The sequence below is a fragment of the Rhizobium sp. BG4 genome (assembly GCF_016864575.1).
In the GTDB taxonomy this organism is placed as follows: domain Bacteria; phylum Pseudomonadota; class Alphaproteobacteria; order Rhizobiales; family Rhizobiaceae; genus Rhizobium.
In genome coordinates this window covers 1,342,353-1,363,834 of sequence record NZ_CP044126.1, presented here as the reverse complement: position 1 = coordinate 1,363,834, position 21,482 = coordinate 1,342,353, and the positions used below count along the sequence as shown (strand labels likewise).

Sequence of the window (21,482 nt, the reverse complement as noted above, 5' to 3'; positions counted from 1 at the left end):
GGAGCGGCAGGTCAAAGGCGGTAGAGCGCTGGTTTCTCGTGCTGAGCCACGGCAACCCGCTCGCCCGATTTCCAGGCATGCAGGCAGGCCTTGGTGACCTGCATCGCCATGAACCCGTCGAAGGCGCTGGCGCCGGTCGGCGTTCCACTGAGGATGCCTGCCGTCCAGGCCTCCAGCTGCGCGCGATAGGCCTGGCGGAAACGCGGGCGCCAGTCGGCAGGCGTGCGGAAGCCATCGTTTCCTTTCACGCGCAGAGACGTATGGGGCGACGGATCGAGCGCCACCGTTCCGTCCTCGCAGACAAGCTCGGCGCGGACATCATAGCCATATTGCGCGTCGGTAAAGACCTCGATGTCGACGACGACGCCAGATGCGGTCTGGAGCAGGATGAATTGCGGCTGGCGGTTCGGCGCATTGCGCGTCGCCGGAGGGCTTGCGACGTAGGCCGAGACGATTTCCTCGTCGAGCAGGAAGCGGGCGATATCGAATTCGTGCCCGGCGGAATTTGCAATAACGAGATCCGAGGTCAGGTAGTCGGGCGCAACCGCGTTGCGGTGGATGCAATGGAGAAACAGCGCTCGGCCGAACTCGCCTGTGTTCAGGGCCTGCTTGATCTCGCGATAGCCAGGATCGAAGCGGCGCATGAAGCCGACCTGCACGAGGCGGCGGCCGGCTTTCTCCTCGGCGCGGATGATCTCTTCGGCTTCCGGAAGGCTTGAGGCCAGCGGCTTTTCGACGAGGACCGGCTTGCCCGCGGCAATCGCCTTCAGCGCCAGCGCCGCATGCGTCTCGTCCGGCGAGCAGACCATGACGGCGTCGACCTCGGGGTCGCCAATCAGCGCATCGGCTTCGGCGATGACGCGGACGCCGAGCTGCCCGGCGACGGAAATCGCCCGCTCGCGGCTGAAATCCTGCACGGCGACGAGCCTTGCATTGGCGACACCCTCGGCAAGGATCGAGGCATGATCGCTGCCCATCACGCCTGTGCCGATAATGCCGATCCTGACCTCTGCCATTGAATTTCCTCCCAGAATTTCGCTGATCCAACCCTAGCCGCGTGGCAACAGGGATTTCAAGTTCACTGAAGGCGAAGTCAGTTCGCTTGAGTCGGGTGTCGCATGTTTGGCGATCAGCATTTCGGCGAGCCGGATGTCCTTGGCGATCCTGTTGCCCGGCCCCCAGCCGCTCGCCGAGACGAGACGGCCGTTTTCGGCAAGATGGAAGAGAATGAAGGCGTCGTCGCCGATATCGCGGCGCACTGCTGACACGGCCTTGTCCGCAAGGCCTGCGATCTGCAGCGTGTAGTCGAACTGATCCGACCAGAACCATGGCACGGCTTCATAAGGCCTGGTGTCGCCGAGCATGCTGGCAGCGGCATGGGCACCCTGATCCTGCGCGCTGCGCCAGGCTTCGAGCCGGATCCGCCGCCCGTCATAGGGAAAGGAGCAGCAGTCGCCGGCAGCGAAGATCGTAGGATCAGAGGTCTGCAAACTTTGATCGACGGCAATGCCGTTTTCGATCGTAAGCCCTGCCTGCGCTGCGAGCTCGACGCGCGGCTGGGCGCCGATACCGACGACGAGCATATCGGCGTTCACCACCGTCCCATCAGCCAACGTCAGGTTTACACCGTCAGCACTGCCTGTAAGGCGCTCGATTCCGAACCCGCGAAGAATGCTGATCCCGTTGGCCTCATGCAGAACCTGGACTTTCTCGGCTATAGCCTCCGGCACGGCGCGCATCAGGATGCGCGGCAGCGCTTCGATGACAGTCACCTCAAGCCCACGCTTTCGTGCCGAAGCGGCAAGCTCGAGGCCGATGAACCCGGCGCCGATAATGGCAAGATGGCTGCCCGGCGTCAGTCGCCCGGAAAGACGCGCCGCATCGTCATGGGTGCGGAGATAGAAGACATGTTCCAGGCCCTCGGTAGCCGGCAGCCGCCGGGGTGCGGCACCGGTTGCGAGCAGCAATTTGTCATAAGGGAGCGTGCGGCCACTGGCCAAACGGACCGTCCTGCTGTCGCGATTGATCTGGGCGGCCGCATCATTGGTGACAACTGTTATACCCCGCTCCGCAAAGGCGGCGCCATCGGCAATGAAGGGCGGCAATGCACCCTCTGACACCAGCATATGCTGCTTGGAAAGCGGCGGGCGCTCGTAAGGCAGATGCCGCTCATCACCGACGAGCGTGATGCGCCCCTCAAAACCTTGCTCGCGCAACGCCATGGCTGCCCGCGCCCCGCACTGCCCGGCGCCGATGATGACGAAATCGGCCATCGGCATCACTCCAGACCGAGATAGACCGCGCCATCCTCGACCTTCACGGGATAGGTCCTGAGGTTGACGCAGACAGGGGCGCCGCGGGCCTCGCCGGTGCGATAATCGAAGCGGCCGTTATGTTTCGGACATTCGACGATGTTGTCCATGACCAGCCCGTCGGCCAGATGCACCTTCTCATGCGTGCACATGCCGTCGGTCGCAAAGAACTTGTCATCGGGGCTGCGATAGACCGCGAATGTCCTGCCGGCGTGATCAAAACGGATCACATCCTCATTCTCGACATCATCGATCTCGCAGGCCTTGACCCAGTTGCTCATCCCATCCTCCCGAAGTTCATGGCGTTTGATCGGAAACTAGGCGAGAGCGCCTGACTTGGCGGGATAATTCTTGATCAAATTCCATCAATCGCATCGGCGCCTGACAGCGCAGGACCAAGCTTGGGCGACCGTCAGCATTATTTCTGAAAACCGTTTGACTAAATAAAAACTCGGTGAGAAGCTGCTCATGTTCTTGGGGGCAGTGACATGACGTTGCGCGGTACCAATCAGGAATCAGGCCGTCCGTACAACCGGCGTATCGTCCTCGAGGCGATCCGGCTGAACGGCCCGGTCACACGCGCCGAGATCGCCAAGCGCGTCAGCCTGACGGTGCAGACCGTTTCCACCATCGTCCGCGAACTTGAAGAACAAGGCTATATCCTCTCCGTCCGCGAAGAGCCGAAGGGCCGCGGCATTCCCCCGTCCGTGCTCAGGATCAATCCCGGGGGCGGTTATGTCGCCGGTATTCACCTGACGCCACTCGGCATCGATGCGGCGCTCGTCGATCTCAGCGGCAATATCGTCCAGAGCGCTCATCGCACCGCCCCGAACGTCGCCCCCGACCTTGCCTTCCGGCTGATCGGCGAACTCGTTGCCGAACTGCGCGGTACCGGCGAGACGAAACGGATCTTGAGCGCCGGAATGGCCCTGCCAGGTCCGTTCGGCGTCGAATCCATGAGCTTCATCGGCCCGACGACGATGACGGGCTGGAAGGACGTGCCGCTCAAGGAGCGGCTCGGCGAGGCCTCCGGCCTGCCCGCCTTCATCGACACCGACATGGCCTGTGCTGCCCTTGGCGAACAGCTTTACGGCCTGGGTGCCGAGCTTTCGAACTACTACTACCTCTATTTCGGCGTCGGCCTTGGCGGTGCCATGGTTCATGACGGCGCGGTGATGCGCGGCGGCTGGGGCAATGCCGGTGAAATCGGCCATATCCCAGCGGTTCCCGATGGCGAGCCCTGCCCCTGCGGCAACCGCGGCTGCCTGGAGCGCTATCTCTCGCTCGACGCCTTCAATCGCCGTGGTCTTTCGCAACAAATGTGGGCCGAGGAAATCCGCCCGATCTTCCACAATGCCATCCGCACCATCGAAAACCTGCTCGATCCGCAGACGATCGTGCTCGGCGGGCTCGCGCCGCCCGAACTCATCGAAAAGCTGGTCGCTTCTGTAGGCCTGCCGAACTCCGTTGCCGTGCGCGAGGGACGCAGCCATCCGCGGCTGGTCATGGCGAGCGACTGCCAGAACTCGGTGCTGCGCGGCGCGGCTGCACTCGCCGTCTCCGGCGTGCTCTCGCCGCGCTTCGGCCAGATGTTTTCCACCCCCGACGAGAAAGGGATCGCCGCATGAGCGAACCGCTGCTGGTGCTCGACAATATCCGCAAGAATTTCGGCGCCATCGAAGCGCTGAAAGGCGTCAGCTTCTCGATCGGCAAGGGCGAGGTCGTGGCGCTGCTCGGCGATAACGGCGCGGGCAAGTCGACACTGGTCAAGATCATCTCCGGCGGTCTGGAGCCGAGCTCGGGACGGATGATCTTCGAAGGCCGCGACTATGTGGCAAAGACCCCGGCCGAGGCAAAGGCGGCGGGTGTCGAGACCGTCTATCAGGACCTGTCGCTCGCCACCAATGTCGATGTCGTCGCCAATTTCTTCATGGGCCGCGAGATCACCCGCAAGGTGCTCGGCATCCCCTTCCTCGATGAGCGCGCCATGGAAAAGGTGGTCGGCGATGCGCTCGCCAATGCCGGCACCCGCATCCCCTCGCTGCGCAGCAAGGTCGAGCATCTCTCGGGCGGCCAGCGTCAGGCGATCGAGCTCAACCGCTTCGTCCATTGGGGCGGCAAGTTGGTACTGCTCGACGAACCCTTTGCGGCACTCGGCGTCGAACAGACCCGCCGCGGCCTGGAAATGATCCGCCATGTCGCCAACCAGGGCATCGGCGTCGTCATCATCACCCACATCATGCAGCAGGCCTTCCAAGTGGCCGACCGGATCGTGGTGATCCGCCAGGGCGTCGTCGCGGGCGATGTCGAGACATCGAAGACAAATGCAGACGCGGTGATCGGCATGATCACCGGACAAAACCTCGCCGGTGCCGGACCGGTGGGGTCATAAAAACTGAGGGTCCGGCGCAAAAGGAGAGAACGACATGAAGCGAATAGTCTTAGCCGCGCTGACCGTTCTGGCACTCGGCCTGTCATTGATGACGACTGCCTTCGCGCAGTCGAAAGGCACCGTCTATTACCTCGTCCCGACGCTGCTTGACGAATTCCAGACCGGCTCGGTCAGCGCGCTCGAGATGTTTCTCAAGCAGACCGGCTATGAAATGAAGACGCTGAACGCCGACAACAAGACGGATGCGCAGCAATCGCAGATGAACGACGTCATCGCGCTGAAACCCGCGGCGATCATCCTTGCCGCCGTCGATTTCAACGCGCTGAAACCCTCGATCGAGGCAGCTCGTGCCGCCGGTATCCCGGTCGTCGAATTCGACCGTCAGATCACCTCGACGCCATCCGACTTCACCTCTGTTGCCGGAACGATCGAGATCGGTTACGTCGCCGCCGAACAGGCCGAAAAACTCCTGAAGGCCAAGAACGGCGACGTGAAGGGCAAGGTTCTCCAGGTTCTGGGCGACCCGGGCGATCCCTATACGCTCGACATCCAGAAGGGCTTCGAAGAGAAGATGAAGGCCTTCCCCAATGTGAAGATCATCTCGGTGCCCGCCATGCAGTGGGAAGCCAGCAATGCCGGAACGATCGTGTCCGACCAGATGCTCGCCAATCCTGATATCGACCTGATCTTCAGCCATGCCGCGCATCTCTCGGTCGCCGCCGTCGCTTCGCTTGAAGCGGCCGGCAAGAAGCCCGGCGACGTCATGCTGATGAGCTCGAACGGTGCTCCTGTCGGTCTCGACCTGATCCGCAAGGGCTGGCTGAATGTCGAAGTCGAGCAGCCGCTTTATGCCCAGGCCGCAGCCGTTGCCATGTTCATGGACAGGATCGCCAAGAAGGAAGAGATCAAGCCCGGCGAATATGACGTGCTCGGCCTGAAGGGCGTCGTCACCAAGGAGGCATGGGGCCCGAACATCAAGATCCCCGGTGCCGCCATCACCAAGGAGAATGTCGACGACCCGGCCTTCTGGGGTAACCAGAAAGCGCCGACCGCTCAGGTGAAATCCGTCGAATGAGCGACATTCCAGCGCCCGGGCTTCAAGGCCCGGGCTCCCTCAAAGACAACCGGATCGGCCGCATGACACCTCGCACGCGTCAATTCTTTGAGCTCGTCCTCGACAATCTCGTCTGGTTCATGCTCATCTTCGTGCTCGCCGTCTTTTCGGCGCTCGTCCCGAACTATTTCCAGCTCGGCATCTTCGCCAATATCATCGAGGCTTCCAGCGTTCTCGGCGTCATGTCGATCGGCCTGGCGCTTGTCATCATCGCCGGTCACATGGACCTCTCGGTGGAATCGGTCGCCGCCCTTTCGGCGATGGCCGTCGGCATCCTGTTCTGCTCGGCCGGTATCGGCATGGGCTTCACGCTCAGCCCGGAATGGCTGATGGTGCCGGTCTCGCTGCTGATCGCGCTTGCGGTCGGCGGGCTGATCGGGCTGCTCAACGGCTTCCTGATCGTCAAGGTGAAGATGAATGCCTTCATCATCACGCTCGCCTCCTACATCTGGGTGCGCGGCATCGTGCTCGCCGTCTCCGGCGGCCGCTCGGCGCAGGATCTGGCGCCCGCCATCCGCTGGTTCGGCATCCAGCGCCTCATCGGCCTGCCGCTGACGGCCTGGATCGCAATCTTCTGCTTCATCGTGTTTTCGGTGATGATGGCGAAGACCCCGTTCGGCCGGCATCTGACGATGATCGGCGGCAACGAGACGGCAACCTTCCGCGCCGGTATTCCGGTGCAGCGCAACCTGATCATTGCCTTCGTCATGGCCGGTGCGATCGCCGGGCTCGCCGGCTGGCTGCTTGCCATCCGTACCTCGGGCGCCACTGCCAATCTCGGCGTCGGCCTGCTCTTCAACGCCTTCGCGGCCGTCGTCATCGGCGGCGTCAGCCTGAAGGGTGGCGTCGGTGCGCTCCCCGGCGTCTATGCCGGTGTGCTTCTCCTGTCGTCGATTAACACGGCGATCAATCTCATGGGCCTGCCCGCCAATTTCACCCAGGTGATCCACGGCTTCCTGGTGCTGGCGGCAGTCCTTCTCGATACCTTCAAGCAAAAACTGCGTCAGAGGCTCGCATGACCGGAAGACTGGACGGAAAAATCGCAATCGTCATTGGTGCGGCCCGCGGCATCGGCAAGGCAACCGCCAAGCGCTTTCAGGAAGAAGGCGCGACCATCGTTCTCGCCGACTACGAAGAGGAAGGCGGCCGCGCGGCCGCCGCAGACCTCGGCGTCGCCTTCTTCAAGACCGACATTTCCAAGATGGAAGATGCGAAGGCTGTCGTCGCCTTCGCGGTCGAGACCTATGGCAGGCTCGATATCATCGTCCAGAATGCCGGCGTCTATCCCTGGCAACTGATCGAGGACACGAGCCCCGAGGATTGGGACAATGTGATCGCCGTCAACCTGCGCGGCTCCTTCAATGCTGCGCGCGCCGCACTCGATCCGATGAAGAAGCAGGGCTACGGCCGTATCCTCTTCACCTCGTCGATCACCGGCCCGCATGTGACGAGCCCGGGTCATGGGCATTACTCGGCGACCAAGGCGGGGATCAACGGCTTCATCCGCGCGGCGGCGCTCGAGTTCTCCTCCTATGGCATCACCGTCAATGGCGTCGAGCCGGGCAATATCATGACCGAGGCCATGCAACTTCACCGCGGCCCGGCCTTCATCAAGAACATGGAGGATGCGATCCCGCTCGGCCGGCTCGGCAGCCCGCGCGATGTCGCCAATGCCTTCCTGTTCCTGGCATCCGACGATGCGAGCTACATCACCGGCACGACCATCGTCGTCGATGGCGGGCAGCTGTTGCCCGAGGGAAGCGATTTCAAACTGCAGCCGTCGTGAGGCGGCTCATCACGCCCTCGTTACCAAACTCTTAACCAGCGCTATTGACCTTCCAGCCCCCATCTCTAATTCCGCTCGCAGGGGCAGCAGTTGGAAGTGATATGAAAGTACTGATAGTTGAGGACGAGGGCATCATCGCTTGGGATCTCGAAAGCATGGTGCTCGACAACGGCTTTGAAGTCGCAGGGCTCGCAAGAACGGAAATCGAAGCCATAGCACTGGCACGGCGGGCCGATATCGCTCTCGTCGATGTCCAGCTCGCCGACGGGCCGACCGGCCCGCAGATCGCCCGCACGCTGATCGATCAATACGGCATCGAAGTCGTCTTCATGACCGGCAATCCGGAATTGGTCGCCGACTTCGAGGGCGCGGTCAACGTCGTGACCAAGCCGCATCATCTCGACAAGGTGAAGGCAGCGCTGATGGACGCGCTGGCAGCGCGAACCCGAAAACAGGACGCGCGCTCCAACGGCGGCCTGACGCCGCCCCGGACAGTCCTCAGCGCCTGACGCGCCAGTACCGCTCCCTGTAGCCGGAGCCGTCGCCCATATATTTCCGGAGTTCTTCCCTCGCATCAAGGCCGGGGAAGATTTCGGCGATCTGGGATTCATATTTCAGGATCGCCGCAAACTTTCGCTCGAAATCGACGGCGATATCGGCAGGCCCGTCGATCGTCCACTTCGTCCGCTCCAATGCAGCAGGCACGTTGTCCGGATAATTCGGCGGGAAGAAACCGGCCGAATAGGGAATATCCTCATAGAGATAGACCTCCGCATCCGACGCGTCGTGAATGCCGCGGAACGTCTCCGTCGTCACCACATGATCGAGGTGCAGCCCGACCGCCATCGGACAGAGAACGATGGTCGGCCTTGTCTCCGCAAGCCATAGCCCGAGAAGCGCCCGCACCTCGTCCCATGCGGGATCATCGGCGACGGGAGGCGAAAAGACCGCCTGGCGCGTCGCATAGAGGGACGCACCATCCGGGCCGCGGCGATAGATCGAATCCGACAGGCCGCCATGGATATGATCCGCGCCGAGATAGCTGATCGAAGCGATATCCTCCCCGCGGCGCACCTCGTATGGATTGGCACCCAGACCCCACCACTCATGGAGTTCACGAACCAGCGGCGACGGCTCGCTACCGATATCGGTATCTGCGGTGAAGATCGTCGCTGCGACGACGGGGATGCCATCCCTCACAGCCTTGTCCATGAGGCCACCGCAGCTGAGCACCGCATCATCGAGATGCGGCGAGAGGATCAGGATGCGATCGTCTTTGGTGAGCATTGCGGGCGTCCGTGGATGCAGGTTTCATCGTCCGCTCACATGGATATACGACCCTGCCAAAGATACCAGCGCCGCTTTAGCCAACTCTCCGCAGCAACCGGAAGATCGGGACGATGGCGGCAATGCAGAGCACGGCAGCACCACCAAACAGGCTCTCATAGCCGAGACGCTCGGCAAGCCATCCGGCACCGAGGCCTCCTACAATGCTGACGATCCCATCCATGCACTGGAAGACCGTGAAATCGACGCCGGCCTGGCGCGGATCCGACCAATCCATGAACTGGGCATAGAGGGCAACAAAGCCAATCGACATGATGCCGGAGGAGCTGGCAATGGCGATGGCGAGCGTCGCGGATCGCGGCATCCCGCCGCCGAGACCGGCATAGAGCAGACCAGCAAGCAGGAGCGCCTGGACGGCAAGCGATCCCGCAAGTACCGCCCGCGTCCCGAACATGCGCACCAGCGCTCCGCCCGCAAGCGCACCTGCTAGGCCGACGAACATGCTTCCCGCGCCATTGAGCAGGCCGATGGTGGCGAGATCGAAGCCCTGGTCGATCAGGAACGGCCCGAGCATCGAGAGCCCCCATTTCTGGGCAGCAACGAAGAGCCCGGTTGCAATCATCCCGCGGCGGATTTCCGGGCGCCTGATGGTTGCGGCAAGTGAGGGCGTATGGCTGCGCTGCCGCTCGCCTTCGTTTGCCGCAGGGCCAAGCGAAAACGGCAGGCTGAGCGCCAGGATCGCCCCCGCCATGATGAAGCAAGCATATTGCCAGCCGATCTTGTCCACCAGCACGAGGAACAGCCCGCCGCCGATCGCCGAGCCGAGGTAGGAGCCGCCAACCTGCGCCGCATTGCCCCAGCCGTGATGCCGCTTGGCGAGGTTTTCGACAGCATAGCCATCACAGGCGATATCGACCGTCGAAGCCACCAGCGCGACGAAGGCGAGCGTCAGGATCACCGGCAGCAGCACTGCGGGCTGCAGGATGCCGACCGCGACGATACCGGCAACACAAAGCAGATTGCCGCTCATGACGATGACGTTCGAACGGTTGCGGCCAATGGCTGGCAGGCGGAACCGCTCGATATGCGGCGACCACAGGAATTTCACAGCCCAGGGAAGTACCGTCAGATAGAGAAGGCCGATCTGGTCGAGCGGCAATCCCTGTTGTCTCAGCACGGCGGGAAGGCCGAGCATGGTCAGCCCGCCGATAACGCTTTGGGCCACGTAGACGCCGCCGATGGCGACGAAGATGGCGACCGGCGACGGGAACTCTGCGGGTGAGGCTTCGCTGGCGGACATCAGAACCGGTACCTCACGCTGCCGACGATCTTGCGGCCTTCGTCGTAGTAGCAAAAGCCCGTGGTGCAGACCTGATCCACCTGGTCGAGAAGGTTGGTCGCGTTGACCTGCAGCTTGACGCCTTCCATCGACGGGTTGAGCTTGCCGAGATCATAGCGAAGCGCTGCATCGACGAAGGTGCGGGCACCGTTGTTCAAGACCGGCGTATGCTTGTTGTCGCCGAAGCTCGAGCCGACATAGCGAACGCCGGCGCCAACACCCAGCCCCTCGAGCGGACCGCTCTGAACCTCGTAATCCGCCCAGAGCGAGACCATGTGATAGGGCGATGAATTGAGCTGATTGCCGACCGTCTCTGGCGTCAGCTTGGTGATCTCGACGTCATTATAGGAGTAGCCGCCGGTGAAGCTGAGGCCGTTATCCAGCGACGCCGTAACTTCGAGCTCGAAGCCGCGCGAGCGCAGGTCAAGCTGGCGCAGGAGATTGACGCCCGACGAGGTCTCGTAGACCGAGGCGTTCTTCTGATCGATGTTGAAATAGGCTGCCGAGATCAGCACGTTCTGATCCGGTATCTGGTACTTCAGCCCGATTTCATATTGCTCGCCGAGCGTCGGGTTTGCCTGGTGGCCGACACCGCCGCTGGTGAGCACAACACCCGGATTTGCCACATAGGAGGTGCCGTAGCTGATGTAAGGCATGACGTTCCAGGGCGTCACATAGCCGATCGATGCGCGCCCTGTCGTCTCGCTGTCGTTGCGCACGTAGTCGACGCCGCCGGGCGTATATTCGCTCCGATGCCAGTCGTGGCGAAGTCCGGCCGCGATCCGCCAGTTGCCGATCTCGATCTGATCCTGCAGGTAGATGCCGATCGAGTTCTGCTTCTGCTTTTCGAAGTAAGTCAGCGCCGGCACATAGGTGTAGGTGTCGGTGAAGAGATCGGGCCCGGAGCCCTGGCGGGCATCATATGCCATGAAGCTGTAGTCGACACCGGCGATCAGCTTGTGCTGGGCAGCGCCGGTGCTGAAATCGCCTTCGAGATAGGTGTCTGCCGCGAGACCGTGATTGTCCTCGTAGCCGATCCCGGGATAGTCGGCGAAAACCCATTCCTGACGGGCAGAGAGCTCGGAATAGCGCAGCTTGTGATGCAGCGTCAGGCCCTCTGTCAGCTCGTGTTCGAATTCGTAGCCGATGCGCCACTGCTTTTGCGTGAAATCGTTGAACCGCTCATCACCGCCGTAAACAGGCGTTGCCCCGATCGACGACCCTGAACTGTCGTAGTTGTTGATATAGCCCCAGGTGCCGCCGGTGGTGGAATCCATATATTCGCCGAGAATGGTCAGCTTGGTGCCTTCGTCCGGCTGCCAGGTGAAGGCCGGCGCGATCATCAGCCTGTCGTCCTTGATGGCCTCGATCTCGTTGCGGGCATCGCGGGCGACGCCCGTCAGCCGGTAGAGGAAGACACCGTCATCGGTCACCGGTCCGGAAAGATCGAAGGCGGCCTGAACGCGGCCGTAGGAACCATATTGCAGCTCGATTTCCCGCAACCGCTCCTCGGTCGGGCGCTTCGAGATGATATCGACGATGCCCCCCGAGCTGCTGGCGCCATAGATGGATGCGGCCGGCCCACGCAGGACCGTCAGCACCTCGACGCCATAGGGCTCGATGCGGAAGAGCCCGTTCGGGCTGCTGATCTGGCGCAGGCCATCGCGGAAGATGCCGGTATAGGTGAGGTCTATGCCGCGGATCTTGAAGGCGTCGTAACGTGGCTCGGCGCCATACTGGCCGGCGCGGACACCGGGCGTATAGCTTACGGCCTCGCCAACATTCTGCGGAAGGCGGTCGTCGAGCTGCTTGCGGCTGATGACCGAGACGGACTGGGCAGTCTCGGCAACCGGCGTATCGGTCTTCATCGCCGTGCGTCCGGATTTCGGCACGTAGCCATCTGTCTCGACGATCTTTGCAACGCCCTGATCGCGCCCTTCGACAACGATCGGCGCGAGGTTCGTCGCGCCATCACCGGAGGCCGGTTTCTCTTGCTCTGCAGATTGTCCCCAGGCGGTATCGGCAGCCGCGACCGCAAGCAATGCAGCAGCCGAAAGCAGCTGCAGTTTTTTAAGTTTCAATGACATCTCTACGCCCCCACGCTCATCGCCGGAAAAGGATTCAAAAACATGAGTCTTAGAATCAACTTTATGCGTAGCTAGCAAAAGCCAAAGGCGAGGCGCAAGGTCTCAAGGGCAAAAACTGCAACCGTGGTGTGCTATTGATCTGAATTTAAAAGGATATCAGTTCGCCTGGACGAGGCTGAAGCAATGCGCCGAGCCCACTCCAGCCTCTCAGCGACGCATCATTTTGGCTGCTACCAGCACTTGAAACCGGCGCCGCGATCCCCAAATGAGCGCGTGACCCGCTGGTCCGGGCCCCTCTGGCGAAAGCTTCGGCACTTTCGCGATGTCGGACCATTTCCGACATTCGCGCCGACGCCAAGGGAGCACCACCTTGATCTCCGAAATCGCCGCCTGGCTTTTTGCCCTGTTCGTCGTCGATCCGCTGCACGCTGAAATCCGCGAGCGCGTCGATGCGGCCAATCTTCCGGTTCAGGCCCTGCAGCAATCACAGCAATGCGTTGCGACCCACGGCCCGCGCCTGCTGCAGCGCGCCGGCGAAGAGCCGGTCTGGGCAACCGGCACGGCAATCGGCATCGCCACCGGCTGGACCTCGCCGACCACACTCTTCGACACCAGCGATCCGAGCTGCGCCGCCCTGACGCAGATCTTCCAGGGTGAACGCGGCGACGCCGAGGCCTGACGCATGGCGGATGCGCAGCGATCAGAAGGCGTGGCGTCGCGCACGCTCGCCAGCCTTGCCGCCGCCGCCCGCGAGCGGGACGGTCTCAGCATCGGCGAAGTCATCGATGAAATGGGACCGTCGGGCTTCGGGTTTGTCATCCTGTTGCTCGCCATCCCGCCGCTGATCCCGATCCCCGGCCCGTTCGGCGCGGTGTTCGGCACGGCGCTGGCGATCATCTCCCTGCAATTCGTCTTCGGCGCCCGCAGCCCCTGGCTGCCCGCCATGCTCCGCAACCGCCGTCTCTCCGGCAAGGTCTTCGAGAGCATGGAGCGTCACGCCGGACCGATGGTGCGGCAGGTCGAGAAGCTGATCCGGCCACAGCGCATGAAGGCCCTCGCCGGCCGCTTCCTCCCATGCCTGCTCGGCGTCCCGGTCTTCGCACTCGCGATCGTCATCGCCCTGCCGATACCCTTCGGCAATATCGCACCCGCCGTCGCCATCTGCGTCATGGCCGTCGGCCTCATCGAGCGCGATGGCCTGGTCATTTTGGGCGGGCTCGCGCTGACTGCGGTCGCCGCTGTCGCGACGGTCTTCCTGTTTCGCGGTGCGGCTACGTTGATTGCGGCTGCATAGGCAGCTTCGCTCTCCGGCATTTTTTTCCAGACTGTGGAATACGTTTCAGTCGCGGGTGTCTACCGGCATGTAACCAGTTCGAAAGGAACAGGACGTGCCCCGCAAGATACCCGCGATCCTCGCCACCTCCCTCTTCGCAACACTGCTCACTGCCGGAATGGCCTCAGCGCATGCCCATCTTGAAACCGCAATGCCTGCGGATGGCGCAAAGCTGACGGCGGCGCCGAACAGCATATCAATCACCCTCACCGAAAACATCGAGCCCGCGTTTTCACACCTGACATTGACTGCGGCTTCCGGCGATTTGGTGCCGCTCACGAATGAAAAAGCGGATGGCAAGGCGCTCTCTGCCATGCCATCGAGCACGCTTTCACCCGGAGCCTACACGGTCGAATGGCAGATCCTGTCGGTCGATGGGCACAAGACATCCGGCTCCTTCGGCTTCACGGTAGAACCGTGAGCCCGCACGCCGCGCTGGTGCTGGCGCGGTTCGCCTGCGATGCCGGTCTGAGCGTCGTTTGGGGCGGCGGCGGCTTTGCACTCATCTGCACCGGCGCTATCCCTGCGCACCTGTATCACCAGATGAGAACACTGCTGCCTGCGGCCAGTGGTTTGGCCGCATTCGCCGGTCTCGCCGCCATCCCCATCCAGACCGCCGAGATCGTTTCCGATTGGGCAGTAGCGCTCGATCCTGACCTGCTGAATAGCGTCGCTTTTTCGACCAATGTCGGCCTTGCGCTTTTGATCCGCGCTCTAACCTGCTCCGTAGCGTTCGCGGTGTTCCTTGCGGGCTACCGGAGAGCTGCCATCCTCTTGTCCGGCCTGGCTCTTGCCGAGGCGGCGCTGCTCGGCCATGCCGCTGAGAGTTGGGGGCCAGCTGGCGTCCTAAAAATCTCGGCCGAGGCGATTCATATCCTTGCCGGGACCGCGTGGCTTGGCGCGCTGGTGCCATTCCTTGTTCTGATGCAGCTGGCGCGGCAACCTGACCTCCGGGCCGAGGCGGTAAAGTCGCTGCGGCGCTTCTCGCGGATTGGGCATGGTGCTGTGGCACTGGTACTCGCTAGCGGGCTTGCAAACAGCCTGCAGATTCTCGGCCATCTGCCTGCAGATATGCGATCCGCGTATCAAGAAAAGCTCGCCCTCAAGATGGCGGTAGTCCTTTCAATGACCGTCATCGCAACCGCCAACCGCTATGGCGCCGTGCCGATGCAGCGCAAATATCCGCAGCTCGCCAACCGGCTTCTTCTGCTCGGCTCATCCCTAGAGATCGTCCTCGGCCTAACGGCCATTGCCCTGGTCGCCTCGCTTGGCCTCGACGACCCGACGTAATTTTTTCGCCCGGCTGGGAATAGACCGCCTCGGCCAGTGTCTACCGATTCATCACAGCAAGGAAGGAAGCCATGAGAGCCTATTCCCACAAGACATCCGCGGCGGCGATCGCCGTGATCCTCGCAGCCGCTGGTGCCTGTACCGCCTTTGCCCATGACGCGCAGCACCAGCCAGCCGCGGCCGCAATATCCGACAGTCCGGAAGCCGCCTATCTCGCCGAGAACAACAGCGCGATGGACAAGATGATGGCCGACATGGAGCTCAAGCCGAGCGGCGATGTCGATCGCGACTTCGTGGCCATGATGACACCGCATCATCAGGGAGCCATCGATATAGCGATCGCCGTCCTGAAATACGGGAAGAACGAGCAGATCAAGCGTATCGCCCAGGAAATCATCGTGGATCAGCAGCAGGAAATCGCCGCCATGAAGCTGGCGATCAGCGATCCGCTCCCACCATCCGAGGCGGCCCCGACCCAGGCCACACCGGATAATACCCCAGCCGGAACCATGCAGGGCATGGATCCGAACATGAAGATGTAAAGAAGGCATTGCCCCATGACCATTCGCAGATCAATCGCCGCAGCCTTGCTGGCGGGCAGCACGCTCGCACCACTTTCCGCCTTTGCCGGCCAGGCACCCTTTGCCGCCTCCGATGCAGACATCCCGGTCAGCAGCAAAGATCGCGTCTATGCTGCCGAGCAGTTTTCCAACACCGTCTCGGTGACCGATCCCTCCACCAACAAGCTGCTTGGCGTCATCAAGCTCGGCGATCCGCAGCCGGGCAATCTGAGCCCGCTGTATAAGGGACAGGTCCTCGTTCATGGCATGGGCTTCTCACCTGACAAGAAGACCATCGCAGTTGTCTCGATTGGCTCGAATTCGGTGACCTTCATCGATACCGCAACGAACACCGTCAAGCACACCACCTATATCGGCCGCTCGCCACATGAAGCATTCTACACGCCTGACGGCAAGGAAGTCTGGGTTACCGTCCGCGGCGAGGACTATATCTCGGTCATCGACGCTGACAGCTTTGCAGAAAAGGCTCAGATCAAGGTTCCCTCTGGCCCGGGCATGCAGATCTTCTCGCCGGATGGCAAATATGCCTATATTTGCTCGTCCTTTAACCCCGACACCGTCGCCGTTTCCGTCGCCGATCATCAGATCGTCGGCCATGTGAAGCAGGCGAGCCCCTTCTGCCCGAATATTGCGGCGTCGCCAGATGGCAAGCAGGTCTGGTTCACCCTGAAGGACACTGGCAAGGTGCAGGTCTTCGACGCAAAGCCACCCTTCGACGTGATCAAGACGATCGATACGGGACCGATCACCAACCACGTCAATCTCGTCACCAACAAGAACGGCAGCTTCGCCTACGTCACGGTCGGCGGCCTCAATCAGGTCAAGGCATTCCGCACCGACACATTCGAACAAGTGGCCACCATCCCGGTCGGCAATCTGCCACACGGCATCTGGCCCTCCGGTGACGGCACCCGCGTCTATGTCGGCCTTGAGAATGCCGATGCCATGGCCGCGATCGATACCCTGACCAACAAGGTCATCGCCACCATTCCGATCGGGCAGGCTGCCCAGGCGGTGAATTACGTGCCGAATGCCGTGCCTGAGGGAGACGGCATGCAGAACCTCATGCCGCTCGGCGCGGCGGGCGAGGCAGCTCATTTCAAGCTCGGTCCCAAGGGCTCGAAGGACAAGGCGCCGACCTCAGTCTCATTGTTCGACCAGGGTCTGACGCAGGTGCTGCAGGCTTCGGTCACCGGACTTGATGCGAAGACGCCCTATATCCTGGCTCTCTCTGAAAAGCCGGATGGCAGCGGCCCACTGCAGAGTCTTTCGGCCTTCATGACCAATCCGGCGGGCGCAGCGATCGTCAACGCTGTCGGTCCGATCCGGCAGATCGTCGAGGCCAAGCACAAGGACGAGCAGCGCTACCTAGTGGTCGCCGCTTCGGCCGACGGCAAGCCGGGCAAGATCGTTCAGGTCCAGGTGGAATAACAAAGGGATGGCCCGCGCTTGCAGTGCGGGCCATCCTCGCGGAGACTGGTGACATGGACGATATGCTTTCACATGTTGAGCCGATGATTCCGGCGCTGCGCCGCTACGCGCGCGGTCTGCTCGGCGATCCCGAGAGCGCGGATGACGCAGTTCAGGACTGTCTGGAAAAGGTCGTGGCCAACTGGCACCGGCGGCGCAACGACGACCCGCGTTCCTGGGTTTTCGCCATTCTCCACAATCTGGCGGTCAATCGCCTACGGCAACAGGCGCGCCGCGGCTTTGCGGTCGCTATTGAAGACGTGCCGGAAGCCGGCAACGTTGGAGAGGCCGTCCAGGAGAGCATTGTCTATGGACAGGAAGTGATGGCGGCGATCGACCGCCTGCCACCCGATTATCGCAGCATCCTGCTTCTGGTATCCGTCGAGGACATGACCTATTCGGAAGCGGCCAAGGTGCTCGATATTCCGATCGGCACCGTCATGTCGCGTCTCTCGCGCGCCAGGGAACAGCTGCGAACGCTGCTTGAGCGTAAGCCCATCAATATGCCATCTGCCGGACCGCACCTGCGGAGGATCAAATGACCAGGAAACCCATCACCGAAGACGATCTTCAGGGCTATGTTGACGATGTTCTCGATGCCGAGCGCCATCGCGAAGTCTCGGATTATCTGCAGGGCAACCCGGAAGCCGCCGCTCGCCTTTCCTCTTATGCAAGCCAGGTTGCAGCATTGCGCTCAGCCATGGATCCCGTCATGCAGGAGCCTGTCCCGAGCCGGCTCAATCTGACTCATATCGCCGCCGCCCGACGGCCTCGGGCGCGTGCCGGATTTGCGCCTATGGCCGCCGCGGCGATGGCGCTTCTGGCCGTCGGCGCTACCGGCGGCTGGTTGGTGAAGGGCATGACGGCACCTGCGACCGAGGGTGTCGCGATGCTGGCGCAAGAAGCGTCGGCGAGCTACGGAACCTTCGCTTCCGACAAGGTCCGCCCGGTCGAAGTTCGCGCCAACGAGAGCGATACGCTGAAGCAGCTGGCATCCTCGACGCTGGGCGCCTCTGCAGTCATCCCGGATCTGTCGAAAGCCGGATACCGGCTGATGGGCGGACGGGTGGTGTCCACGCTGCATGGTCCCGGCGTCATGCTGATGTATGACAACGACCATGGAAGTCGGCTGGTGATGCTGTCACGCAAAATGCTGGTCGACCAAAACAGACCGATGATCGAGAGTTCCAGCGGGGCCGTGAATGGCTGGAGCTGGGCGAATGACGGTCTCGGCTATAGCCTCGTCGGCTCGCTGCCGAGCAACGAGCTTCACTCCTTCGCCGACGATGTCAGGTCGCAGGTGACGACCGCCCTGTAAGCATTCGGGGCGCCCTTGCGAGGCCCCCCGAACCTTCGATCAGCCTTCCAGCCACTTCACCTGATCGGGCGTCAGCTTGATGTCGAGTGCCGAGAGGCTGTCTTCCAGTTCGGCGATCGTTCGCGGGCCAATCAGCGGGATGACCGGGAAGGGCTGGGCGATCACATAGGCGAGCGCGATATGGATCGGGCTGCGGCCGAGCTTGTTGGCGAGTTCGATGGCCCGGTCGCGGCGTTCGAAGTTGCGATCCGAATACCAGCAACGGACGATTTCCTCGTCGTCGTGCTTGTCGCGGCCGGCGCGGTCGGTGAAGAAGCCGCGGCCCTGGCTCGACCAGGCGAAGTTCGGGATCTGCTTCTTGTTCAGCCACGCCTTCCACTCGTCGTCGGAAGCCGCGACGCAACCGGCCCAGATCGGATCCAGCATCTCGGCCAGCGAGAAGTTGTTGGAAAGGGCTGCCGGCGCCGTCTTGCGGTTTTTGTCGGCATAGGTGATCGCCTCTTCCATGCGCGCCCGGGTCCAGTTCGAGCCGCCGAAAATGCCGCGGATGCGGCCGCGCTTGACCTCTGAATCCATAGCATCGACGAATTCGCCGACCGGGACGGCCGTGTTATCGCGGTGCATGAAATAGATGTCGACGTAATCGGTCTTGAGACGGTCGAGCGACTGGTCGAGCTGCTTGGCGATCATGTCAGGGTAGCAAAGCGGCGAATGGGCGCCCTTGCCGATCAGCACGATCTCGTCGCGCGAAACCTTGCGGCTCGTGTGCCAGTCGCCGAAGATCGCCTCCGTCTTGCCACCGCCATAGACATAGGCCGTGTCGAAGGCATTGCCGCCTGCCTCGTAGAAGGCATCGAGCGTCAGCGATGCGGCGGCGAAATTCGGGAAGAATTCGAAGCCCAGCGTCACGACCGAAGCGGGCTTCAGGATGCCTGGAATTTCTCGCTTCGGGATGCTGTTGCCGAGCTTGACCGGTGCGCCTGCGAGATTGAGCGTCCGCTTCGTTGCCTTCTCGACCCCGTATTCCAGGCCGACGGAAGCGCGCCACTGGTCGAGAACCCTCAGGTTTCCGACAGAATCGGCCCAGCTCATGCCCGGCGAGGTGAACTCATGCTTTCCAGCGCGGATCGCATCGCCTGCGGCATCGACCTCGAAGGAATAGAGCCAACGGTCTTCCTTGACCTCGACCGTCTCCTGCTCGTTACCCTTGATGATCTCGATCTTGCCGGTGCCGCCCTTGTGGCCGGATGCGAACCAGAAATCCTTGACCTCGATACGTCCATCGGAGCCGATGATACGCAGCGTGTTGTCCTGGTTGGCCATGATCGAGCACGAGACTTCGGCGATGATCGAGTTGGGGAATTTCAGCACCGCCGAGGCCCATTCGTCGACACCGGACTGGCCGAGATGGGCAACGCCCGAGACCTTTTCCGGCTCCAGGAAAGGCTTGCCTTCGACAGCCCCGGCGATCAGCCGCGCCATCGACACCGGATAGCCGCCGACATCGAGAATGCCGCCGCCTGCGGTGTCATTGGAAAACAGCCGGTGCTCGGACTTGAAGCTGCCCATGTTGAAACCGAAGCTGGAGCGGATGATCCTGACGGTGCCGATGACGCCGCTCTTCACCAGCTCGACGATCTTCGCGGTCTGCGGATGGACGCGATACATGAAGGCTTCGCCGGCAAAGACGCCAGCCTTCCTGGCCTCGTGATAGATGGCGTCGGCATCGTAAGCGGAAAGCGCAATCGGCTTTTCGACGAGCACATGCTTGCCTGCGCGGATCGCCTTGATCGCCCATTCGGCATGGCCGGTATGCGGGGTGGCGATATAGATCGCGTCGATCTCGGCGTCGGTGAGCAGCGCGTCATAGCCATTGACGATGCGGGCGCCCGGGAAGCCGTCGCCGAGGCCGGGCTTGTCGGGATTGCGCGTCGCGATCGCTGCAAGCTTGCCGGTCCGCGAATGCGCGATGCCATCCGCAAAGGTGCGGGCGATGGTGCCGGGACCGATAATGCCCCAGCGGATCGGTTGTTCTGAGCTCATATCTATTCCTCTTTCATAACATGCGTCTTGGGATTGCGAATGGTCAGCGCAGGCGTTGGCCGGTGCTGTCGAACAGGAAGCTGCGTTTGGCGAAGAGCGAGACGGTGAGGCTGTCGCGATTGCCGGTGGCGCGCGATTCCGGCCGCTCGATGATGAGCTGCTCGCCGCCGAACGTTGCGTAGATGTAGCTGGTATTGCCGAGATGCTCGGCGACATCGACGCTGACGGTCAGGTCGGCATCGCCCTTGCCGGCATCGCCGAAATGCTCCGGACGGACGCCGAGCGTCACTTCGGTACCCTCGGTAAGTGACGCGGCAAGCGGCAGCGTCAACCGGACATTCTTGTCTGCAGCGAGCGCGATCGTCAGTCCCGCAGTGTCCTTGCCGGTGACAACAGCCTTGATGAAATTCATCTTCGGCGAACCGACGAAGCCGGCGACGAACTGGTTTGCCGGATCGTCATAGAGGTCGAGTGGAGCGCCGACCTGCTCGATATTGCCGGCGCGCAGCACCACGATCTTGTCGGCAAGCGTCATCGCTTCCGTCTGGTCGTGCGTCACGTAGATCATCGTCGTCCCGAGCTGCTTGTGCAGGCGGGAGATTTCGACGCGCATCTGAACGCGCAATTCGGCATCGAGGTTCGACAGCGGCTCGTCGAACAGGAAGACCTCCGGCTCGCGGACGATGGCGCGGCCGATCGCGACGCGCTGGCGCTGGCCGCCGGACAGCTGCTTCGGGCGGCGCTGCATCAGCTCGTTGATCTGCAGGATTCCGGCGGCGTGCTGGACGCGCTTTTCGGTATCCTCTTTCGGATTGCCATTCATGCGCAGGCCGAAAGAAAGGTTTTCCGCAACGGTCATATGCGGATAGAGCGCATAGGACTGGAAGACCATGGCGATGCCGCGGTCGGCGGGCTCGACATCATTGACCACCTTGCCGCCGATATTGATCTCGCCGCCGGAAATATCCTCAAGCCCGGCGATCATGCGCAAAAGAGTGGACTTGCCGCAGCCGGACGGTCCGACGAAGACGACGAACTCGCCGTCCTTGACCTCCAGATTGGCGCCATGGATGATTTCGAGAGCGCCGTAGCGCTTGATGACGTTCGTGAGTGAAAGCTCTGCCATGCGG

At 62.1% G+C, this 21,482-nt stretch carries 22 protein-coding genes; 14 read left to right on the top strand and 8 right to left on the bottom strand.

The window, feature by feature from the left end; genetic code table 11:
* Positions 1–11: 11 nt before the first annotated feature.
* Genes F2982_RS26425 through F2982_RS26415 form a run of 3 tightly spaced genes read right to left on the bottom strand, consistent with a single transcriptional unit; the run spans position 12 to position 2,593 of the window.
* The gene (locus F2982_RS26425; RefSeq protein ID WP_203430465.1) at positions 12–1,016 is read right to left on the bottom strand and encodes a Gfo/Idh/MocA family oxidoreductase; all 1,005 of its coding nucleotides are present in this window, start codon (positions 1,014–1,016) and stop codon (positions 12–14) included.
* 33 nt (positions 1,017–1,049) lie between these two features.
* Entirely contained in the window at positions 1,050–2,273 is a 1,224-nt protein-coding gene (locus F2982_RS26420; protein ID WP_203430464.1) for an FAD-dependent oxidoreductase, read from the bottom strand.
* 5 nt (positions 2,274–2,278) lie between these two features.
* Positions 2,279–2,593, bottom strand: a complete 315-nt coding sequence (locus F2982_RS26415; protein ID WP_112718528.1) for a MocE family 2Fe-2S type ferredoxin — start codon at positions 2,591–2,593, stop codon at positions 2,279–2,281.
* Between the two features lie 207 nt (positions 2,594–2,800).
* Here F2982_RS26415 and F2982_RS26410 point away from each other — a divergent pair, with 207 nt between their 5' ends.
* The 6 genes from F2982_RS26410 (at position 2,801) to F2982_RS26385 (ending at position 8,113) form a co-directional block, all read left to right on the top strand.
* The gene (locus tag F2982_RS26410; RefSeq protein WP_203430463.1) at positions 2,801–3,940 is read left to right on the top strand and encodes an ROK family transcriptional regulator; all 1,140 of its coding nucleotides are present in this window, start codon (positions 2,801–2,803) and stop codon (positions 3,938–3,940) included.
* On the top strand, positions 3,937–4,704 hold the full coding sequence (locus F2982_RS26405) for an ATP-binding cassette domain-containing protein (protein ID WP_130280895.1): 768 nt from the start codon (positions 3,937–3,939) through the stop codon (positions 4,702–4,704). The genes F2982_RS26410 and F2982_RS26405 overlap by 4 nt, the downstream gene beginning before the upstream one ends.
* 34 nt (positions 4,705–4,738) lie before the next feature.
* The gene (locus F2982_RS26400; protein ID WP_203430462.1) at positions 4,739–5,779 is read left to right on the top strand and encodes a sugar ABC transporter substrate-binding protein; all 1,041 of its coding nucleotides are present in this window, start codon (positions 4,739–4,741) and stop codon (positions 5,777–5,779) included.
* Positions 5,780–5,841: 62 nt separating this feature from the next.
* Complete coding sequence (locus F2982_RS26395) at positions 5,842–6,837, top strand: ABC transporter permease (protein ID WP_203430461.1); 996 nt, start codon at positions 5,842–5,844, stop codon at positions 6,835–6,837.
* Positions 6,834–7,604 carry an SDR family oxidoreductase gene (locus F2982_RS26390; RefSeq protein ID WP_112718536.1) on the top strand — a complete coding sequence of 257 codons (771 nt, stop codon included), beginning with the start codon at positions 6,834–6,836 and terminating at the stop codon, positions 7,602–7,604. Before F2982_RS26395 ends, F2982_RS26390 begins: the two co-directional genes overlap by 4 nt.
* Before the next feature lie 101 nt (positions 7,605–7,705).
* Complete coding sequence (locus F2982_RS26385) at positions 7,706–8,113, top strand: response regulator (RefSeq protein ID WP_112718538.1); 408 nt, start codon at positions 7,706–7,708, stop codon at positions 8,111–8,113.
* On the opposite strand, the gene F2982_RS26380 is transcribed toward F2982_RS26385, so the two are convergent.
* The 3 genes from F2982_RS26380 to F2982_RS26370 form a co-directional block, all read right to left on the bottom strand.
* Complete coding sequence (locus tag F2982_RS26380; RefSeq protein WP_203430460.1) at positions 8,103–8,891, bottom strand: PIG-L family deacetylase; 789 nt, start codon at positions 8,889–8,891, stop codon at positions 8,103–8,105. The genes F2982_RS26385 and F2982_RS26380 overlap by 11 nt on opposite strands.
* Before the next feature lie 76 nt (positions 8,892–8,967).
* Entirely contained in the window at positions 8,968–10,191 is a 1,224-nt protein-coding gene (locus F2982_RS26375) for an MFS transporter (protein ID WP_203430459.1), read from the bottom strand.
* On the bottom strand, positions 10,191–12,317 hold the full coding sequence (locus tag F2982_RS26370; protein ID WP_203430458.1) for a TonB-dependent siderophore receptor: 2,127 nt from the start codon (positions 12,315–12,317) through the stop codon (positions 10,191–10,193). Before F2982_RS26370 ends, F2982_RS26375 begins: the two co-directional genes overlap by 1 nt.
* A 370-nt stretch (positions 12,318–12,687) precedes the next feature.
* Here F2982_RS26370 and F2982_RS26365 point away from each other — a divergent pair, with 370 nt between their 5' ends.
* The 8 genes from F2982_RS26365 (at position 12,688) to F2982_RS26330 (ending at position 18,309) form a co-directional block, all read left to right on the top strand.
* Positions 12,688–12,996, top strand: a complete 309-nt coding sequence (locus F2982_RS26365) for a hypothetical protein (protein WP_203430457.1) — start codon at positions 12,688–12,690, stop codon at positions 12,994–12,996.
* Positions 12,997–12,999: 3 nt separating this feature from the next.
* The gene (locus F2982_RS26360) at positions 13,000–13,611 is read left to right on the top strand and encodes an exopolysaccharide biosynthesis protein (protein WP_203430456.1); all 612 of its coding nucleotides are present in this window, start codon (positions 13,000–13,002) and stop codon (positions 13,609–13,611) included.
* A 94-nt stretch (positions 13,612–13,705) separates the two neighbouring features.
* Positions 13,706–14,071 (top strand): copper homeostasis periplasmic binding protein CopC, encoded by a 366-nt coding sequence (gene copC / locus F2982_RS26355; protein WP_281438220.1) that lies wholly within the window; start codon positions 13,706–13,708, stop codon positions 14,069–14,071.
* Complete coding sequence (locus F2982_RS26350; RefSeq protein WP_203430455.1) at positions 14,068–14,940, top strand: CopD family protein; 873 nt, start codon at positions 14,068–14,070, stop codon at positions 14,938–14,940. Before copC ends, F2982_RS26350 begins: the two co-directional genes overlap by 4 nt.
* 71 nt (positions 14,941–15,011) lie before the next feature.
* Positions 15,012–15,482: a DUF305 domain-containing protein gene (locus tag F2982_RS26345; RefSeq protein ID WP_203430454.1), complete on the top strand. Its 471-nt coding sequence runs from the start codon at positions 15,012–15,014 to the stop codon at positions 15,480–15,482.
* Positions 15,483–15,497: 15 nt separating this feature from the next.
* The gene (locus tag F2982_RS26340; RefSeq protein ID WP_203430453.1) at positions 15,498–16,952 is read left to right on the top strand and encodes a YncE family protein; all 1,455 of its coding nucleotides are present in this window, start codon (positions 15,498–15,500) and stop codon (positions 16,950–16,952) included.
* A 53-nt stretch (positions 16,953–17,005) separates the two neighbouring features.
* A complete protein-coding gene (locus F2982_RS26335) occupies positions 17,006–17,533 on the top strand; it encodes an RNA polymerase sigma factor (RefSeq protein ID WP_130280871.1) in 528 nt (175 codons plus the stop codon).
* Positions 17,530–18,309, top strand: a complete 780-nt coding sequence (locus tag F2982_RS26330) for an anti-sigma factor (RefSeq protein ID WP_203430452.1) — start codon at positions 17,530–17,532, stop codon at positions 18,307–18,309. The genes F2982_RS26335 and F2982_RS26330 overlap by 4 nt, the downstream gene beginning before the upstream one ends.
* Before the next feature lie 39 nt (positions 18,310–18,348).
* On the opposite strand, the gene F2982_RS26325 is transcribed toward F2982_RS26330, so the two are convergent.
* Positions 18,349–20,352 carry an aldo/keto reductase gene (locus F2982_RS26325; RefSeq protein ID WP_203430451.1) on the bottom strand — a complete coding sequence of 668 codons (2,004 nt, stop codon included), beginning with the start codon at positions 20,350–20,352 and terminating at the stop codon, positions 18,349–18,351.
* A gap of 43 nt (positions 20,353–20,395) precedes the next feature.
* Complete coding sequence (gene ugpC / locus F2982_RS26320) at positions 20,396–21,478, bottom strand: sn-glycerol-3-phosphate ABC transporter ATP-binding protein UgpC (RefSeq protein WP_203430450.1); 1,083 nt, start codon at positions 21,476–21,478, stop codon at positions 20,396–20,398.
* Positions 21,479–21,482 lie beyond the last annotated feature (4 nt).

Coding starts and splice junctions, on each gene's coding strand:
- F2982_RS26380 (WP_203430460.1), bottom strand. CDS start 8,891: ATGCTCACCAAAGACGATCGCATCCTGATCCTCTCGCCGCATCTCGAT.
- F2982_RS26410 (WP_203430463.1), top strand. CDS start 2,801: ATGACGTTGCGCGGTACCAATCAGGAATCAGGCCGTCCGTACAACCGG.
- F2982_RS26415 (WP_112718528.1), bottom strand. CDS start 2,593: ATGAGCAACTGGGTCAAGGCCTGCGAGATCGATGATGTCGAGAATGAG.
- F2982_RS26340 (WP_203430453.1), top strand. CDS start 15,498: ATGACCATTCGCAGATCAATCGCCGCAGCCTTGCTGGCGGGCAGCACG.
- F2982_RS26335 (WP_130280871.1), top strand. CDS start 17,006: ATGGACGATATGCTTTCACATGTTGAGCCGATGATTCCGGCGCTGCGC.
- F2982_RS26425 (WP_203430465.1), bottom strand. CDS start 1,016: ATGGCAGAGGTCAGGATCGGCATTATCGGCACAGGCGTGATGGGCAGC.
- F2982_RS26395 (WP_203430461.1), top strand. CDS start 5,842: ATGACACCTCGCACGCGTCAATTCTTTGAGCTCGTCCTCGACAATCTC.
- F2982_RS26325 (WP_203430451.1), bottom strand. CDS start 20,352: ATGAGCTCAGAACAACCGATCCGCTGGGGCATTATCGGTCCCGGCACC.
- F2982_RS26375 (WP_203430459.1), bottom strand. CDS start 10,191: ATGTCCGCCAGCGAAGCCTCACCCGCAGAGTTCCCGTCGCCGGTCGCC.
- F2982_RS26420 (WP_203430464.1), bottom strand. CDS start 2,273: ATGGCCGATTTCGTCATCATCGGCGCCGGGCAGTGCGGGGCGCGGGCA.
- F2982_RS26400 (WP_203430462.1), top strand. CDS start 4,739: ATGAAGCGAATAGTCTTAGCCGCGCTGACCGTTCTGGCACTCGGCCTG.
- F2982_RS26370 (WP_203430458.1), bottom strand. CDS start 12,317: ATGTCATTGAAACTTAAAAAACTGCAGCTGCTTTCGGCTGCTGCATTG.
- F2982_RS26405 (WP_130280895.1), top strand. CDS start 3,937: ATGAGCGAACCGCTGCTGGTGCTCGACAATATCCGCAAGAATTTCGGC.
- F2982_RS26360 (WP_203430456.1), top strand. CDS start 13,000: ATGGCGGATGCGCAGCGATCAGAAGGCGTGGCGTCGCGCACGCTCGCC.
- F2982_RS26390 (WP_112718536.1), top strand. CDS start 6,834: ATGACCGGAAGACTGGACGGAAAAATCGCAATCGTCATTGGTGCGGCC.
- F2982_RS26345 (WP_203430454.1), top strand. CDS start 15,012: ATGAGAGCCTATTCCCACAAGACATCCGCGGCGGCGATCGCCGTGATC.
- F2982_RS26330 (WP_203430452.1), top strand. CDS start 17,530: ATGACCAGGAAACCCATCACCGAAGACGATCTTCAGGGCTATGTTGAC.
- ugpC (WP_203430450.1), bottom strand. CDS start 21,478: ATGGCAGAGCTTTCACTCACGAACGTCATCAAGCGCTACGGCGCTCTC.
- F2982_RS26385 (WP_112718538.1), top strand. CDS start 7,706: ATGAAAGTACTGATAGTTGAGGACGAGGGCATCATCGCTTGGGATCTC.